The organism is Streptomyces sp. AM8-1-1 (assembly GCF_032229325.1).
Taxonomy (GTDB): Bacteria; Actinomycetota; Actinomycetes; order Streptomycetales; family Streptomycetaceae; genus Streptomyces; species Streptomyces achmelvichensis.
Window position 1 is genome coordinate 3,415,603 of the sequence record NZ_CP135086.1, and the last position, 15,193, is coordinate 3,430,795.

At 70.2% G+C, this 15,193-nt stretch carries 18 protein-coding genes and 3 tRNA genes; 8 read left to right on the forward strand and 13 right to left on the reverse strand.

From position 1 onward, the window contains the following. Positions 1-65 precede the first annotated feature (65 nt). The 6 genes from RPQ07_RS15345 to RPQ07_RS15370 all read right to left on the reverse strand — a co-directional run bounded on the left by RPQ07_RS15345 (position 66) and on the right by RPQ07_RS15370 (position 2,169). Complete coding sequence (locus tag RPQ07_RS15345) at positions 66-623, reverse strand: helix-turn-helix domain-containing protein (protein ID WP_313944707.1); 558 nt, start codon at positions 621-623, stop codon at positions 66-68. A 135-nt stretch (positions 624-758) separates the two neighbouring features. Next, positions 759-1,187: a MaoC family dehydratase gene (locus tag RPQ07_RS15350; protein ID WP_313944708.1), complete on the reverse strand. Its 429-nt coding sequence runs from the start codon at positions 1,185-1,187 to the stop codon at positions 759-761. After that, entirely contained in the window at positions 1,187-1,639 is a 453-nt protein-coding gene (locus RPQ07_RS15355; RefSeq protein WP_313944709.1) for a MaoC family dehydratase N-terminal domain-containing protein, read from the reverse strand. The genes RPQ07_RS15350 and RPQ07_RS15355 overlap by 1 nt, the downstream gene beginning before the upstream one ends. Positions 1,640-1,723: 84 nt before the next feature. Then, the gene (rpmG, locus tag RPQ07_RS15360; protein WP_003956487.1) at positions 1,724-1,888 is read right to left on the reverse strand and encodes a 50S ribosomal protein L33; all 165 of its coding nucleotides are present in this window, start codon (positions 1,886-1,888) and stop codon (positions 1,724-1,726) included. Between the two features lie 89 nt (positions 1,889-1,977). Then, a tRNA-Met gene (locus tag RPQ07_RS15365) sits at positions 1,978-2,050 on the reverse strand. 46 nt (positions 2,051-2,096) lie between these two features. After that, positions 2,097-2,169, reverse strand: a tRNA-Thr gene (locus RPQ07_RS15370). Positions 2,170-2,442: 273 nt separating this feature from the next. Between RPQ07_RS15370 and RPQ07_RS15375 the strand changes: the two genes are divergently transcribed. From RPQ07_RS15375 to RPQ07_RS15390, 4 genes are all read left to right on the forward strand, one after another. Then, positions 2,443-3,675, forward strand: a complete 1,233-nt coding sequence (locus tag RPQ07_RS15375; protein ID WP_313944710.1) for an amidohydrolase family protein — start codon at positions 2,443-2,445, stop codon at positions 3,673-3,675. Between the two features lie 257 nt (positions 3,676-3,932). Then, entirely contained in the window at positions 3,933-4,589 is a 657-nt protein-coding gene (locus RPQ07_RS15380; protein WP_313944711.1) for an SDR family oxidoreductase, read from the forward strand. A 116-nt stretch (positions 4,590-4,705) separates the two neighbouring features. After that, positions 4,706-5,203: a GyrI-like domain-containing protein gene (locus RPQ07_RS15385; protein ID WP_313944712.1), complete on the forward strand. Its 498-nt coding sequence runs from the start codon at positions 4,706-4,708 to the stop codon at positions 5,201-5,203. A 77-nt stretch (positions 5,204-5,280) separates the two neighbouring features. Further along, a complete protein-coding gene (locus tag RPQ07_RS15390; RefSeq protein ID WP_313944713.1) occupies positions 5,281-5,847 on the forward strand; it encodes a GNAT family N-acetyltransferase in 567 nt (188 codons plus the stop codon). Between the two features lie 70 nt (positions 5,848-5,917). Here RPQ07_RS15390 and RPQ07_RS15395 read toward each other — a convergent pair whose 3' ends face one another. Next, positions 5,918-6,385, reverse strand: coding sequence for an SRPBCC family protein (locus RPQ07_RS15395; protein ID WP_313944714.1), 468 nt, complete (start codon positions 6,383-6,385; stop codon positions 5,918-5,920). Between the two features lie 253 nt (positions 6,386-6,638). Beyond that, positions 6,639-6,720: transfer RNA gene (locus RPQ07_RS15400), tRNA-Tyr, on the reverse strand. Positions 6,721-6,914: 194 nt separating this feature from the next. On the opposite strand from RPQ07_RS15400, the gene RPQ07_RS15405 reads away from it, so the two are divergent. The 3 genes from RPQ07_RS15405 (at position 6,915) to RPQ07_RS15415 (ending at position 8,910) form a co-directional block, all read left to right on the forward strand. Next, on the forward strand, positions 6,915-7,403 hold the full coding sequence (locus RPQ07_RS15405; protein ID WP_313944715.1) for a YajQ family cyclic di-GMP-binding protein: 489 nt from the start codon (positions 6,915-6,917) through the stop codon (positions 7,401-7,403). 293 nt (positions 7,404-7,696) lie between these two features. Further along, positions 7,697-8,209, forward strand: a complete 513-nt coding sequence (locus RPQ07_RS15410) for a methylated-DNA--[protein]-cysteine S-methyltransferase (RefSeq protein ID WP_313944716.1) — start codon at positions 7,697-7,699, stop codon at positions 8,207-8,209. Then, on the forward strand, positions 8,206-8,910 hold the full coding sequence (locus RPQ07_RS15415) for an alpha-ketoglutarate-dependent dioxygenase AlkB (protein ID WP_313944717.1): 705 nt from the start codon (positions 8,206-8,208) through the stop codon (positions 8,908-8,910). The genes RPQ07_RS15410 and RPQ07_RS15415 overlap by 4 nt, the downstream gene beginning before the upstream one ends. Before the next feature lie 125 nt (positions 8,911-9,035). On the opposite strand, the gene RPQ07_RS15420 is transcribed toward RPQ07_RS15415, so the two are convergent. Beyond that, positions 9,036-9,305, reverse strand: a complete 270-nt coding sequence (locus RPQ07_RS15420; protein WP_313944718.1) for a GlsB/YeaQ/YmgE family stress response membrane protein — start codon at positions 9,303-9,305, stop codon at positions 9,036-9,038. 85 nt (positions 9,306-9,390) lie between these two features. Between RPQ07_RS15420 and RPQ07_RS15425 the strand changes: the two genes are divergently transcribed. Next, positions 9,391-10,611: an APC family permease gene (locus tag RPQ07_RS15425; protein ID WP_313944719.1), complete on the forward strand. Its 1,221-nt coding sequence runs from the start codon at positions 9,391-9,393 to the stop codon at positions 10,609-10,611. 61 nt (positions 10,612-10,672) lie between these two features. On the opposite strand, the gene RPQ07_RS15430 is transcribed toward RPQ07_RS15425, so the two are convergent. The 4 genes from RPQ07_RS15430 to RPQ07_RS15445 all read right to left on the reverse strand — a co-directional run bounded on the left by RPQ07_RS15430 (position 10,673) and on the right by RPQ07_RS15445 (position 15,169). Beyond that, positions 10,673-11,065 (reverse strand): YccF domain-containing protein, encoded by a 393-nt coding sequence (locus RPQ07_RS15430; protein WP_313944720.1) that lies wholly within the window; start codon positions 11,063-11,065, stop codon positions 10,673-10,675. Next, a complete protein-coding gene (gene htpX / locus RPQ07_RS15435; RefSeq protein WP_313944721.1) occupies positions 11,062-11,925 on the reverse strand; it encodes a zinc metalloprotease HtpX in 864 nt (287 codons plus the stop codon). The genes RPQ07_RS15430 and htpX overlap by 4 nt, the downstream gene beginning before the upstream one ends. Before the next feature lie 146 nt (positions 11,926-12,071). Further along, complete coding sequence (locus RPQ07_RS15440; protein ID WP_313944722.1) at positions 12,072-13,613, reverse strand: NADH-quinone oxidoreductase subunit N; 1,542 nt, start codon at positions 13,611-13,613, stop codon at positions 12,072-12,074. Then, positions 13,610-15,169, reverse strand: coding sequence for an NADH-quinone oxidoreductase subunit M (locus tag RPQ07_RS15445; protein ID WP_313948901.1), 1,560 nt, complete (start codon positions 15,167-15,169; stop codon positions 13,610-13,612). The genes RPQ07_RS15440 and RPQ07_RS15445 overlap by 4 nt, the downstream gene beginning before the upstream one ends. Positions 15,170-15,193: the final 24 nt, after the last annotated feature.

The window sequence follows — 15,193 nt, forward strand, 5'->3', positions numbered from 1 at the left end:
TAGATTAGTTATTGATTACTAACTTTTAGGGACAGACGTCACCCCGGCACAGGGCGAGGCATCCGTCACCGGCGAACGGCGTCCAGCTCGGCCATGTTGAGCCCGGACCACACCCGGTGATCCCGGGGAAAGCCCAACGCCACCAGCACGTTGATCAGCATTCCGCAGCCCGCGAAGTCGGCCGTGTCGCGCGCTCCCCCCAGCGCGACCCGCGCCTGGTCCCAGATCTCGGCCCAGGCGGCCCGGATCGCGTCCCCGAATTCGTGATCGCCCGCCGCTTCGGCCGAGGCCACCGCGACATAGGTCTGCATCTGCATCAGCAGCTGCTCCCGGTCGTCGATCAGCCCCATGTACGCCTCGGCCATCGCCTCCTTGGGCGTGATGTCCGACCGCACCTCCAGAGCAGCGGCCAGCGCCCTGGGTGTCTCTTCGAGGCAACGCTGCGCCGCGGCGAGGAACAGCTCCCTCTTGTTCTTGAAGAGACGGAAGAGATACGGCTGCGAGACGCCGACCCGCTTGGCGATCGCCTCGGTGGAGGTGCCGTGGTAGCCACCCAGCGCGAACTCCGAGATCGCCGCACGGATGACGCTCTCGCGTCGCTCTTCTGCGCTCATCCTGACCATGCGAACAAAGTTAGTGACCAATCACTATCTTGGCAAGGCGTGAGGGACATCACGTACGAAAACGCGGAGCGTGACATGGCGAGGGCGCCCGCGGCCGCGGGCGCCCCTCGTATGTCCTCTTCTGAGTACCGGAGATCAGACCAGCTGAACGACGGCGCGGGACATGCTCAGCACCTTCTCGCCCTCGCTCATGGCGACCAGGTCCACCCGCACCCGCTTGTCGTCCAGCAGCGCCGAGACCTTGCCGCTGACCTCGATCAGCGCGCCCTTCTCGTCGTTCGGCACGATGACCGGCCTGGTGAAGCGGACTCCGTACTCGACGACGGCGCCGGGGTCGCCGACCCAGTCCGTCACCACGCGGACCGCCTCGGCCATGGTGAACATGCCGTGCGCGATCACATCGGGCAGTCCGACCTCGGTCGCGAACTTCTCGTTCCAGTGGATCGGGTTGAAGTCCCCCGAGGCGCCCGCGTACTGCACCAGCGTCGCCCGGGTCACCGGGAAGCTCTGGGCCGGCAGTTCGGTGCCGACCTCGACGTCCGCGTAAGAGATCTTCGCCGTCATCACGCCTCCTCGGCGGCGCGCGCCACCAGCTTCGTCCACGCGGTCACCACGTGCTCGCCGGTCTCGTCGTGCACCTCGCCGCGGACCTCCACGACGTCGTTGCCCGCAAGGGACTTGATGCTCTCGATCGTCGACACGACGGTCAGCCGGTCGCCCGCGCGCACCGGCCGGGTGTACGCGAACCGCTGGTCGCGGTGCACCACACGCGAGTAGTCCAGGCCCAGCTGCGGATCCGCCACGACGTCCTCCGCGGCCCGGAAGGTGATCGCGAAGGCGAACGTCGGCGGAGCGATCACATCGGCGTGCCCGAGCGCCTTCGCGGCCTCCGGGTCGGTGTACGCGGCATTGGCGTCACCCACCGCCTCGGCGAACTCGCGGATCTTTTCCCGGCCGACCTCATAGGGCGAGGTGGGCGGATAGGACCGCCCCACGAAGGACTGGTCGAGCGCCATGGACTGGCTCCCTCCTGACAGATTGACCATACAAACGACACGAGGCCGCCCCCGAGTGGGGACGGCCTCGTATACGAGCCTGATTCAGCGCGTTTCGCGGTGCGCCGTGTGCGAGTTGCAGCGCGGGCAGTGCTTCTTCATCTCAAGACGGTCCGGGTTGTTACGCCGGTTCTTCTTGGTGATGTAGTTCCGCTCCTTGCACTCCACGCAGGCCAGCGTGATCTTCGGGCGGACGTCGGTGGCAGCCACGTGAGTGCTCCTTGGACGGACTATTGGACGGATGAACGCATAAAAGAGTAGCCGATCGAAGGACCGACCCCGCAATCGGCTACTGTGTGTAGCGGTGACCGGACTTGAACCGGTGACACAGCGATTATGAGCCGCTTGCTCTACCGACTGAGCTACACCGCTGCGATACCGGATCCCCTCGCCCGGAGGCGAGGATCACCGACATCAGAGCCCCAATACGGAATCGAACCGTAGACCTTCTCCTTACCATGGAGACGCTCTACCGACTGAGCTATTGGGGCGAGCGATGAAGACATTACACGGTCTCTCGCCGTTCGCCCAAATCCGTTTCGTGGCCCCCTGTCCGGCCTCCGACCCGCCGCGCGGACCGCCCTGAGCGGGTGTGAGACGCGGACCTCGCCCCGCCCGTCCCGTACGCCACACGAGGCCACTCCAGTACGACTATTGCGCTCCTCCTCGAAGCGCGGTCGGTGCGCCCCTAGGCTCGAGCACACGCTGCGTGATCATGCCTCTCCTCCCGCGGCCCGAGCCCCACCGCCCCACACAGGAGCGCGATGCCCGACAGTCATCCGCAGCCCTCCGACGGCGCCACCGCTGACACCACCGCGCTGCTGCTGTGCGGCGCCCGGCTGACCGACGGCCGCATCGTCGACGTACGGCTCAGCGGCGGGCTCATCGAGGCGGTCGGCACGGCGGGCAGCCTCACTCCGCACTCCTCCCGCGTCGATCTCAGCGGCTATCTCCTGCTGCCCGCACCGGCCGAGGCGCACGGCCACGGCGACACCGCCCTCACCGCGGACTCCCCCGGCCCCGTCTCGTACGAGACCGAGGAAGTCCAGCGGCGCGCCACCGAAGCCGCGTTGCTCCAGCTCGGGCACGGGGCGACGGCGCTGCGGTCGCATGTACGCATCGGAGACGTGCAGGGGCTCGGCCCTCTGGAGGCGGTGCTCCAGGCGCGGCGTTCGCTGCGCGGGCTCGCCGATCTGACGGCCGTCGCCGTCCCCCGGCTGCTCACCGGCACGGCGGGCGCGGACGGGCTGGCGATGCTGCGGGACGCGGTGAAGATGGGCGCGGGTGTGGTGGGCGGCTGCCCGGACGCCGACCCCGACCCGAGCGGGTACGCGGAAGCCGTCCTGGAGGTCGCGGCCGAACACGGCTGCCCGGTCGATCTGCACACCCACGCCGACGACCCCGCCCGGCTGGCCCGGCTAGCGGCGATGGCGGGCGGGCTGCGGCCCGGCGTGGTGATCGGGCCGTGCGCGGGCCTCGCCCGACTGCCGCGCGACATCGCGTCCCGGGCCGCCGACCAGCTCGCGGCCGCGGGCGTGACCGTCGTCTGTCTGCCGCAGGGCGGCTGCGCCGCCGTGGAACAGCGCGGCAACGCCCCGGTCCGGCTGCTCCGCGCCGCCGGCGTCCGGGTGGCCGCCGGCGGCGGGACACTGCGGGACGTGTCGAACCCGGTGGGCCGCGGCGATCCGCTGGAACCCGCGTATCTGCTGGCCTCTCAGAGCGGAATGCGCCCGCAGGAGGCGTACGGGACGGTGTCGGCCGACGCACGCAGGGCGATGGGCCTGCCGGAGGTACGGGTGGAGGCCGGCTTCCCCGCCGAACTGCTCGCGGTACGCGGCGAACGGCTCTCCGGCGTGCTGTCACTCGCCTACAGCCGGATCGTCATCCACCGGGGGCGGGTGGTCGCGCGGACGAGCGCGGTGCGGGAGTACTGCGACTCGGCGGCGGCGGTCGCGCTCGAACTGCCCCGGCAGGGCCGGTCGGACACCTGCCCGTGAACGGGGAGGGCGTGCGCCCCTCTTGGTTGCGGGGTGGCCGCGTGCGGGGTGCGGTTGGTTGCGAGGTGGCCGCGTGCGGGGTGCGGTTGGTTGCGGGGTGGCCGCGTGCGGGGTGCGGGCGCGTTCGCCGCGCCCTGCCGGTGCCTGTTGCGTACGGGCCGACCGCGTGCGCACGGCGGCCGTCCGTGTGAGCCGACCGCGCCCGGCCCCTGCCTGTCCGTGCGCGCGAGGGGCGCATCGGACGTACCGTCGTACTCATGCGCATTGTCATCGCAGGAGGACACGGTCAGATCGCACTGCGCCTGGAGCGGCTGCTCTCGGCGCGCGGGCATGAGCCGGTGGGCCTCATCCGCAAACCCGAATACGCCGACGACCTGCGGGACGCGGGAGCCGAACCGGTCCTGCTGGACCTGGAGTCGGCCTCGGTCGACGAGGTGGCCGAGGTGCTGCAGGGCGCGGACGGCGCGGTCTTCGCGGCGGGCGCCGGCCCGGGCAGCAGTGTGGACCGCAAGTACACGGTGGACCGGGACGCGGCCGTGCTGCTCGCGGACGCGGCGGAACGCGCGGGCGCACGGCGGTTCGTCGTGGTGTCGTCGATGGGCGCGGACCCTCAGCACGCGGGTGACGACGTCTTCGACCACTACCTGCGGGCGAAGGGCGAGGCGGACGCGTACGTCAGCTCCCGCACCGGCCTGGACTGGACGATCCTGCGGCCGGGTTCGCTGACGAACGACGCCGGAACGGGCCTGGTCCAGCTGGCACCGTCGACGGGCCGCGGACCGATTCCGCGCGACGATGTGGCGGCGGTCCTCGCGGAGTTGCTGGAGACCCCGGGCACGGCCGGGCAGACGCTGGAGCTGATCAGCGGCGCGGTTCCGGTGATCGAGGCAGTGAAGGCGGTCGCGGGCGGCTGAGCGTCCGGCAGCCCTGCCGGTCAGATCTGGTTCAGCAGCCCTTCGGCCCGCGTCCCGTTCGCGGAAGCCGATGAATCCGCGTCCAGTGGACAGTCGTTGATGTCATGAGGAAAGACATGCCTGAGATTCAGCCCGCGGTTGTCGAGCTCGAGGAGCAGCCGTACGTGTTCATCCGCGGTTCCGTGCGGATGGACTCCTTCGCCGCGATCGCCGACCGGCTGGGCGAGCTGATCGCCTGGCTGACCGGCCAGGGCGTCGAGTTCGCCGGTGCCCCCTTCTTCCGCTTCAACAGCATCGACATGGAAGGGGAGTCGGAGGTCGAGGCCGGTCTGCCCGTCGACTCCCTGCCGGAGCCCGAGGGGGACATCAGGGTCGGGATGCTGCCGGGAGGCCGCTACGCGACCGTCACCCATGTCGGCCATCCGGACCAGCTGTTCGACGTCATCACGGCGCTGCGGGAGTGGGCCGCGCAGGAAGGCCTCGTCTGGGACATGCGGGAGGTCGGCGGCTCCGAGCTGTGGGGCTGCCGGCTGGAGTCGTATCTGACGGACCCGCGCGTCGAGCCGGACATGAACAAGTGGGAGATGGAGCTGGCCTTCCGGCTGGCCGACTGAGGTGGCTTGTCCGGCCCGCGCCGCCACCGGTACGAAATGCGGTGGCGGGCGGGCCGGCTGCTCGTGAGGATGCGGCCATGCGCATCTTCCTGGAGACCGAACGGCTCGTCCTGCGTGCGTTCACCGAGGCGGACGAGGAACCCCTGCTGGACCTGGACAACGATCCCGCCGTGATGCGCTTCATCAACGGCGGCCGCCCGACGAGCCGCGAGGCGATCCGGGAACAGACGCTGCCCCGGCTGCTCCACGACTACCCGTGCTTCGGCACCCGCGGCTACTGGGCGGCGCAGGAGAAGGCCACGGGGACCTTCCTGGGCTGGTTCGCCTTCCGCCCGCTGTCGGACGACAGCCCCGCCGTCGTCGAACTCGGCTACCGCCTGAACACGTCGGCCTGGGGCAACGGCTACGCCGCGGAGGGATCGCGCGCCCTGATCCGGAAGGGATTCACGGACCTCGGGGTGGAGCGGGTGACCGCGAACACCATGACCGTCAACGCGCGGTCCCGCCGGGTGATGGAGAAGGCCGGTCTGTCGTACGTCCGCAGCTTCACCGACGACTGGCCGGATGTGATCGAGGGCTCGGAGCACGGCGATGTCGAGTACGAACTGACCCGCGCGGAATGGGAGCGGCGGGCCGTTCGGTAGGGCTGTGCCCGGCCTCTGCGGACGGCGGTGGCCGCGCACCGCGCGCGCTGCCACCCGTCCTCGGGGGCCTTCAGCCGCGGGCTTCGACGTACGACGCGAGGTTGGCCAGCGAGGAGGCGATGCCGGCCTCGTGATCCGCTTGATCGATGCCGGGCGGCACGTCCGTGGCGGTGACGGTCACCTCGGTCCCGTCGCCGGCGGCGTCAAGATCCCAGGTCATCGTCATGGTGCCCGCGTACGCCGGGTCGTCGGCCTCGAACACCGCCGTCTGCACCACCCGCTCCGACGGCACCAGCTCGGCGAACCCCACGTCGACGACATCCGTCGCGTCCGAGGTCTTGCCGGGGCTGTCGGCGGGATCGAGGTAGGTGAGAACCATCCGGAACCCGCCGCCGGGCCGCGGATCCCACTGCTCGATCCGCCCGCGCATACCGTCGGGCGGCAGCCAGGCTTCGAGGGACTCCCGGTCGAGGAGGGCGCCGTAGACGGTCGTCTTCGGGGCCGCGATCACACGGCTGCCACGGTCGGTCCGACTCATGGCCCGATCCTAGGAGGAAGGAGAGCCGGGCGGGGGTCCGTGGCCTTCGGCCCCGCCGGGCGAAGAGGGCACGGCGCCGGTGCAGTTCGGGCCCGAGAGGCCCGTCGACGGCCCGTCCCGGATATGGGCGGTGAGCAGGACTTGGGCCGTGAGCAGGTCCGGGGCCGGTGCGTTTCCCGGGACGGTCGCGCCGGGGGTGAACGACGATGGCCCCTGAACTGCGTTTCCGCAGTTCAGGGGCCATCACTTCGCGTGGCGGCGCCAGGATTCGAACCTGGGTAGGCTAAGCCGACGGATTTACAGTCCGCTCCCATTGGCCACTCGGGCACACCGCCATGGGATGTCGCCTCAGGAGGGCCGCTTGTTCGGCGGTGCTCCGTGGCAACGACGTAAACGATACCTGATGCCCGGGGGTGCTCCGCCACCGGATTGATCAGCGCTCGGGGCGGGTGCGGGTGGCTAGGCTTGCCCGTGCGGTTCGGGGATTCCGGCCGCTCCTCCACGCACCCGATACAAGGAGCCACAGGACATGGCCGACTCCAGTTTCGACATCGTCTCGAAGGTCGAGCGGCAGGAGGTCGACAACGCCCTCAACCAGGCCGCGAAGGAGATCTCTCAGCGCTACGACTTCAAGAACGTCGGGGCCTCGATCGCCTGGTCCGGCGAGAAGATCCTCATGCAGGCGAACTCCGAGGAGCGGGTCACGGCCATCCTCGACGTCTTCCAGTCCAAGCTGGTCAAGCGCGGGATCTCGCTGAAGGCGCTGGACGCGGGCGAGCCGCAGCTGTCCGGCAAGGAGTACAAGATCTTCGCCTCCATCGAGGAGGGCATCTCGCAGGAGAACGCCAAGAAGGTCGCGAAGATCATCCGTGACGAGGGTCCCAAGGGCGTCAAGGCTCAGGTCCAGGGTGAGGAGCTGCGGGTCAGCTCCAAGAGCCGGGACGACCTGCAGGCCGTGCAGGCGCTGCTGAAGGGGCAGGACTTCGACTTCGCCCTTCAGTTCGTGAACTACCGCTGACCGCGGGTGCTCGCCGGACGGACCGGGGGCGGAGCGGCCGGTCCGCTCCTCCCCCGCCTCGTCCGGGCGGGCGTGCGTGCGGGGCCGGGACGCCGGCAGCGGGCGGTTCGGGACCGGCCGGCGGGGCCGTGCGAACGGCGGGCGGTTCGGGACCCGCGGGCGCGGCCACGGCGGGCGTCGGGAGCCGGTGGGCACCTGGGCGTGACGTCCGAATCCCGCCAGCTTCGGCCGTCCGGGCGGCGCAGACTCGTAGGCGTAGGACGCAGAACATGCCGCGAGGAAAGGACAGGGCCATGACCGCCACGACGGTCTACACGACCATCCACAGCCCGCTGGGCGAACTGCTGCTGGTCGGCGAGGAATCGGCCACGGCGAACGGCGGCACCGCGCTCGCCTCCCTCTCCCTGCCGGGTCAGAAGGGCGGCGCCGTCGTCCTGGACGGCTGGCGGCACGATCCCGTCGCCTTCGAGGAGATCGGACGGCAGCTGACCGCGTACTTCGGCGGCAGCCTCACCCACTTCGACATCGAGTACGTGGACGGCGGCACGGAGTTCCAGCGGCGGGTGTGGGCAGCGCTGGAGGAGATTCCGTACGGGGCAACGGCGACGTACGCGGAGATCGCCTCCCGTGTCGGTACGTCGCGGGTCGGCGTGCGGGCGGTGGGTACCGCGATCGGGCGCAATCCGCTGCTGGTCGTCCGGCCGTGCCACCGGGTGATCGGCTCGGACGGAGCGCTGCGCGGCTATGCCGCCGGAGTGAAGCACAAGGAGCGGCTCCTCGGTCTCGAGGGCGCGCCGGCGTCGTGAGCGGCGCGGTCCTGTTCCCCAGGGACCCGGCGGTGGTCGCCCCCGGCGCGGTGCATGTGCCGGGGTGGCTGCCGCTGGAAGGCCAGCGGGAATTGGTGGAGGCGTGCCGGTCCTGGGCGCGCGGCCCCGTCCCGCTCCGGCACACCGCGCTGCCGGGCGGGGGCGTCATGTCGGTGCAGACGGTGTGTCTCGGCTGGCATTGGCAGCCGTACCGCTACACCCGCACGGCGGACGATGTGAACGGCGCCCGGGTCGCCCCGTTCCCGGACTGGCTGGTCGAGCTGGGCCGTACCGCTGTGCAGGCGGCGTACGGCGAGAGCGGTGCGTACGGCCAGGGTGGCGCAGAGGGCGGCGACGTGACGCAGGGCGTGGAGTACACCCCTGACACCGCGCTCATCAACTTCTACGACGGCTCGGCGCGGATGGGGATGCACCAGGACAAGGAGGAGCGGTCCGGTGCGCCGGTGGTGTCGCTGAGCATCGGCGACAGCTGCGTGTTCCGCTTCGGCAACACCGAGACGCGGGGCCGCCCTTACCGCGATGTGGAGCTGGTCTCCGGCGACCTGTTCGTCTTCGGAGGGCCGGCTCGTTTCGCGTACCACGGGGTGCCGAAGGTGTACCCGGGCACGGCCGACCCCGCGACGGGCATCAGCAGCGGGCGGCTGAACATCACCCTGCGGGAGACGGGCCTGCCCGGCTGAGGCCTCGGTTCCATGGCACGGCCGGGGGCGGGTCGGCGCGAACACACGGTCTCGGTTGCGTGGCACGCCCCGCGGCAGGTCAAGCGCGAACGCGGCCTCGGTTGCGTGGAACGGCCCGCCGGCGGTCAGCGCGAGCGCGAGTGGCCGAACAGCAGCCGGTAGACGATCAGCAGCACGAGCGATCCGCCGATCGCGGCGGCCCAGGTCGGCCCGTCGTAGAACTCGTTGCTGATCGACCGGTCCAGGAAGCGGGCCGATATCCAGCCGCCGATGAACGCTCCCGCGACACCTATGAGCGTGGTGCCGATCAGGCCGCCCGGGTCGCGGCCCGGCAGCAGGATCTTGGCTATGGCCCCGGCGAGCAGTCCGAGGATGATCCAGCCGATGATGCTCATGCCGTGACCTGCCTTTCGTACGGTGATGTTCTCGAAGACGTCTCGTCGTCGGGCCGCGGTTGCAGAGATCCGTAAGGTGCGGCACATGACACAGCAGCTGAGACGGTCGCTCGGCTTGTCCGATGCCGTGGTGATCGGTCTGGGGTCGATGGTCGGGGCGGGCATCTTCGCCGCGCTGGGCCCGGCGGCACGGGCCGCCGGCTCCGGGCTCTTGGTGGGACTGGCGATCGCTGCGGCCGTCGCGTACTGCAACGCCATGTCGTCCGCGCGGCTGGCCGCTCGCTACCCGGCGTCGGGCGGGACCTATGTGTACGGACGGGAGCGGCTCGGCGAGTTCTGGGGCTGTCTGGCGGGCTGGGCGTTCATCGTCGGCAAGACGGCCTCGTGTGCGGCCATGGCGCTGACGGTGGGGACGTACGCCTGGCCGGATCAGGCGCATGCGGTGGCGGTCGCCGCGGTGGTCGCCCTGACGGCCGTGAACTACACCGGTGTTCAGAAATCGGCGTTGCTGACACGGGTGATCGTCGCGGTCGTGCTGGCCGTCCTGTCGGCGGTCGTTGTCTCCTCTCTCACGTCGGGCTCGGCCGACTTCGGGCGCCTCGGTGTGGAGGCGGATGTCTCGGCCGGCGGTGTGCTCCAGGCGGCCGGGCTGCTGTTCTTCGCGTTCGCGGGGTACGCCCGGATCGCCACGCTCGGCGAGGAGGTGCGTGACCCGGCGCGGACGATCCCGCGCGCGGTCCCGCTGGCGCTCGGTATCGCTCTGGTCGTCTATACGTGTGTGGCGGTCTCGGTCCTTTCCGTTCTGGGGGCGGGTGAGTTGGGGCGGGCCACCGCTCCGCTCGCGGAGGCGGCGCGGGCCGCGGACGCGCAGTGGCTCGTACCGGTGGTGCGGGTGGGTGCCGCGGTGGCGGCGCTCGGGTCGTTGCTCTCGCTGATTCTCGGCGTCTCACGAACGACGCTGGCCATGGCACGGGACGGCCACCTGCCGACCGCTCTGGCGGCCGTGCACCCGCGCTTCCAGGTGCCCCACCGGGCGGAGTTGGCGGTGGGGGCCGTCGTCACGGTGGTGGCGGCGACGGCCGATGTGCGGGGTGCCATCGGGTTCTCGTCGTTCGCCGTGCTCATGTACTACGCAATTGCCAACGCTTCGGCTTGGACGCTCGGTTCCCGATGGCGAGTGGTGGCCATTCTGGGCTTCGCCGGCTGTGTGCTACTCGCCTTCGCGCTGCCCCTTTCATCGGTGCTGTCCGGCGCGGCCGTCGTGGGGGCGGGGGCTGCCGTCTACGGAATGAGACGCCGCGGCTGAGGCCCCGGCACGGCGCACCGCCCATGCGAGTCCGCGCTCGCGGCGGTGTTCCGCCTGCGCGTCAGCGGACCCCGAACGCCTCGTCCGACGGGACGATTTCCTTGCCGAACGGCACCAGGGAGACCGGGATCAGCTTGAAGTTCGCGATGCCCAGTGGGATGCCGATGATCGTGATGCACAGGGCGATGCCCGTGAAGATGTGGCCGAGGGCCAGCCACCAGCCGGCGAGGATCAGCCACAGGATGTTGCCGACGAAGGACGGGGCGCCCGCGTCCCGGCGGTCGATCACGGTGTAACCGAAGGGCCAGAGCGCGTAGATGCCGATCCGGAACGCGGCCAGACCGAACGGGATGCCGATGATGGTGATGCAGAGCACCAGGCCCGCAACCATGTATCCGAGGAACATCCAGAAGCCGCACAGGATGAGCCAAATGACGTTCAGGATTGTCTTCACGGGCGATGACCTGCCATCTGTTCGAGTCGGGCGATGCGCTCCGCCATCGGTGGGTGCGTGGAGAACATCTTGGACAGACCCCTACCCGGCCGGAAGGGGTTCGCGATCATCATGTGACTGGCGGTCTCGAGGCGCGGCTCGGGAGGCAGGGGGAGCTGTTTCGTACCGGCGTCGAGTTTGCGCAGGGCGCTCGCCAGGGCCAGCGGATCGCCGGTGATCTGGGCGCCCGAGGCGTCCGCCTCGTACTCCCGGGAACGGCTGACGGCGAGCTGGATGATGGAGGCGGCCAGCGGCCCGAGGATCAGGATCAGCAGGAAGCCCAGGATGCCGGGGCCGTCGTCGTCGTCCGAGCGGCCGACGGGGATCAGCCAGGCGAAGTTCACCAGGAACATCACCACGGAAGCGAGCGCTCCGGCGACGGAGGAGATCAGGATGTCGCGGTTGTAGACATGACTGAGCTCGTGGCCGAGGACGCCGCGCAGCTCCCGCTCGTCGAGGATCTGCAGAATGCCCTCGGTGCAGCACACCGCGGCGTTGCGCGGATTGCGGCCGGTGGCGAACGCGTTGGGAGCCTGTGTGGGCGAGATGTAGAGCCGGGGCATGGGCTGGCGGGCGGCGGTGGAGAGCTCGCGGACGATCCGGTAGAGCTGCGGGGCCTCGAATTCACTGACCGGTCGGGCCCGCATGGCCCGCAGGGCGAGCTTGTCGCTGTTCCAGTAGGCGTACGCATTGGTGCCGATCGCCACGAGGAGAGCGACGAGCAGGCCCGTACGGCCGAAGAAGCTGCCGATGACGAGGATGAGTGCGGACAGTCCCCCGAGGAGTACGGCGGTCTTCAGCCCATTGTGCCGGCGGTGCACGGTACGCCCTCCAAGCGGTGCGGCAGGGGACCCTTTGCGTGGTGGTGCTCCACTGTCCAGTGGACCCTTCTGTACTGGTCAACGCCAGGCGAAGGACGCTAGTTCCCTTGTGCTACCGGCCTCGGAGTGAGCCGTTCGGGTGACCCTCAGAACAGGGTGCCCGCGGCGAAGCGCAGGATCAGCTGGGGGTATCCGGAGAGAGCGATGCCGGCGACGACGGCCAGCACGATGACGACGGTGACCGGCGCCGGGGCTCCCTTGTGGACGGGTTCGGCCTCGTCGCCATCTGCCGCGGCGCCTTCCACGGCACCCTCGGGGGCCCGGAAGAGGACCGCGGTCCACTTCAGGTAGTAGTACAGGGCGATCACGACGTTGACGGCCATGACGACAGCCAGCCACCCCAGGCCCGCGTCGACCGCCGAGGAGAAGACGGTCACCTTGGCGAACAGGCCGATGATGCCGGGCGGCAGGCCCGCCAGGCAGAGCAGGAAGAAGGCCATGGCGAGGGCGGCCAGCGGGTGGCCGGCGTAGAGACCGCGGTAGTCGGCGACGCGGTTGAGGGGCCGGCTGCGGGCTACCAGCGCGGCCACGGCGAAGGCACCGAGGTTCACGACGGCGTACATCAGGGCGTACGCGACCGTCGCACCGATCTGGTCGTCGCTGGAATAGGCGGCGGCAGCGATCGGCACCAGGAGGTAGCCGGCCTGGGCCACCGACGACCAGGCCAGCAGACGTACCGCGCTCCACGCGCGCGTGGGCGACTGCCGCAGGGCGGCCACATTGCCCGCCGTCATGGTGAGGGCCGCGAGGACGGCGATCGCCGGGCCCCAGACGTCCGCATAGCCCGGGAAGGCGATGACGGTGACCAGGATGAGGCCGGAGAAGCCGACGGCCTTTCCGATGACGGAGAGGTAGGCGGCGATGGGCAGCGGCGCACCCACATAGGTGTCGGGGACCCAGAAGTGGAACGGGACGGCGGCCGTCTTGAACGCGAAGCCGACAAGGGTCAGCGCGACCCCTGCCTGCGCCAGCGTGTCGAGCTGTCCGGGGACGTCGTCGAGCTCGGTGGCGATACGCGTGAGGTGAAGGGTGCCCGTCGTGGCGTACACGAAGCTGACGCCCAGGAGCATGACAGCGGTCGCCGTGACCGAGGAGAGGAAGAACTTGAGCGCCGCCTCACTGGAGAGCCGGTCGCCGCGGCGGAGGCCGACGAGGGCGAAGGCCGGCAGCGACGCGACTTCGAGGGCGACGACGAGGGTGGCGAGGTCCCGGGAGGCGGGCAGCAGGGCGGCTCCGGCGGCGGACGACAGCAGCAGGAACCAGAACTCGCCCGCGGGGAGCCTGGTGCGCGTCTCGTGGAGCGACAGCAGGGCGGTGAGCAGCGCGCCGCCGAGCACCAGGAACTGGATGACCAGGGTGAAGTGGTCCGCGGTGTAGCTGCACGCCGCGGTGTCGGTGGTCAGGCAGAAGGTTTCCCGGTCGCCCTTGCGCAGTGGTACGAGCGTGACGAGTGCGGCGGCCAGACCGGCGATCGCGACGAAGCCGAGCAGATGCTTCCGCTTCTCCGGCGTGAACAGGTCGGCCACCAGGACGATCAGACCGACGACCGCCACGATGGTCGGCGGTGCGATCGCGAGCCAGTCGACGGACTGGACGAGGCTGGTGCCGCTGTCGGCTGCCACGGTCACGACTTGCCTCCTGCGAGGAGCTTCTGCACGGCCGGGTCGGTGAGGCCGAGGAGGACCGCGGGCCACAGTCCCGCGAGGACGGTGAGGGCGACGAGCGGTGTCCAGGCGGCGAACTCGTACGTCTGGACGTCGGCGAGGGGCCGGATCTCCTGCTCCTCGGTCCGCAGCGCGCCCATGCAGACACGGCGGACGACAACCAGGAGGTAGGCGGCGGTGAGCAGCGTGCCGAACGCGGCGATCGCCATGAAGGTGAGGAACGCGGGCCGGCTGAGGCCGTCGGCGGGGTCGAAGGCGCCGAACAGCGCGAGCATCTCGCCCCAGAACCCGGCGAGCCCGGGCAGGCCGAGGGAGGCGACCGCGGCGAAGGCGAGGAGGGCGCCGAGGCGGGGAGCACGGCCGTAGAGGGCAGCTCCGGTGGCGCCGGCGAGGGTGTCGAGGTCGGCGGTTCCGTAGCGGTCCTTGAGGGCGCCGACCAGGAAGAAGAGCAGTCCGGTGATGAGGCCGTGAGCGATGTTCGCGAACAGCGCGCCGTTGACGCCGGTGGGGGTCATCGTCGCGATGCCGAGGAGGACGAAGCCCATGTGGCCGACGGAGGAGTAGGCGATCAGGCGCTTGAGGTCGCCGCCGGCACCCTCCTTGGCCAGGGCGAGGCAGGCGAGCGATCCGTAGATGATGCCCGCGACGGCGAAGGCCGCGAGGTACGGCGCGAAAGTGAGCATGCCGTCGGGAGCGATCGGCAGCACGATACGGACGAAGCCGTACGTCCCCATCTTGAGCAGGACACCGGCGAGCAGGACGGAGCCGACGGTCGGGGCGGCGGTGTGGGCATCGGGCAGCCAGCTGTGCAGCGGCCACATCGGGGTCTTCACGGCGAGGCCGAGACCGATCGCCAAAACGGCGATGACCTGCACGGACGAGGTGAGTCCACGGCCGTTGTCAGTGGCGAGTGCCACCATGTCGAATGTGCCGGTCTTCAGCCCGATCAGCAGCAGGCCGAGCAGCATGACGACGGAGCCGAGCAGCGTGTAGAGGATGAATTTCCAGGCGGCGGCCTGCCGCGCCTCCCCGCCCCAGCGGGCGATGAGGAAGTACATCGGGATGAGGACCATCTCGAACGCCAGGAAGAACAGCAGCAGATCGAGTACGGCGAAGGTCGCGAGCGTCCCGGATTCGAGGACGAGCAGCAGCGCGACGAAGGCTTTCGGGGACGGGCCCGAAGGCATCTTGAAGTAGCTGTAGAGAGCGCAGAGGAAGGTCAGCAGCGCGGTCAGCACGACAAGGGGGAGGGAAATGCCGTCGATGCCGAGGTGGATCCGCACATCGAGTGCCGGGATCCAGCTGATGTCCGTCGTGGCCTGCATCTTCGACGGGTGGTCGTGGTCGAAGCCGAGCGCCAGCACGACGGTGGCGACGAGGACGGCTCCGGTGACGGTCATGCCGTGGCGCAGGACCGCCTGGTCGGGCCCGGTGCCGCGGAGGCCGGGCGGGGCGGGCAGCAGCGCCGCGGCCGCTCCGGCGAGCGGGGCGACGACGATGAACGCGAGAAGGAACTGCATCACGGACTCGCTGATATCGATCAC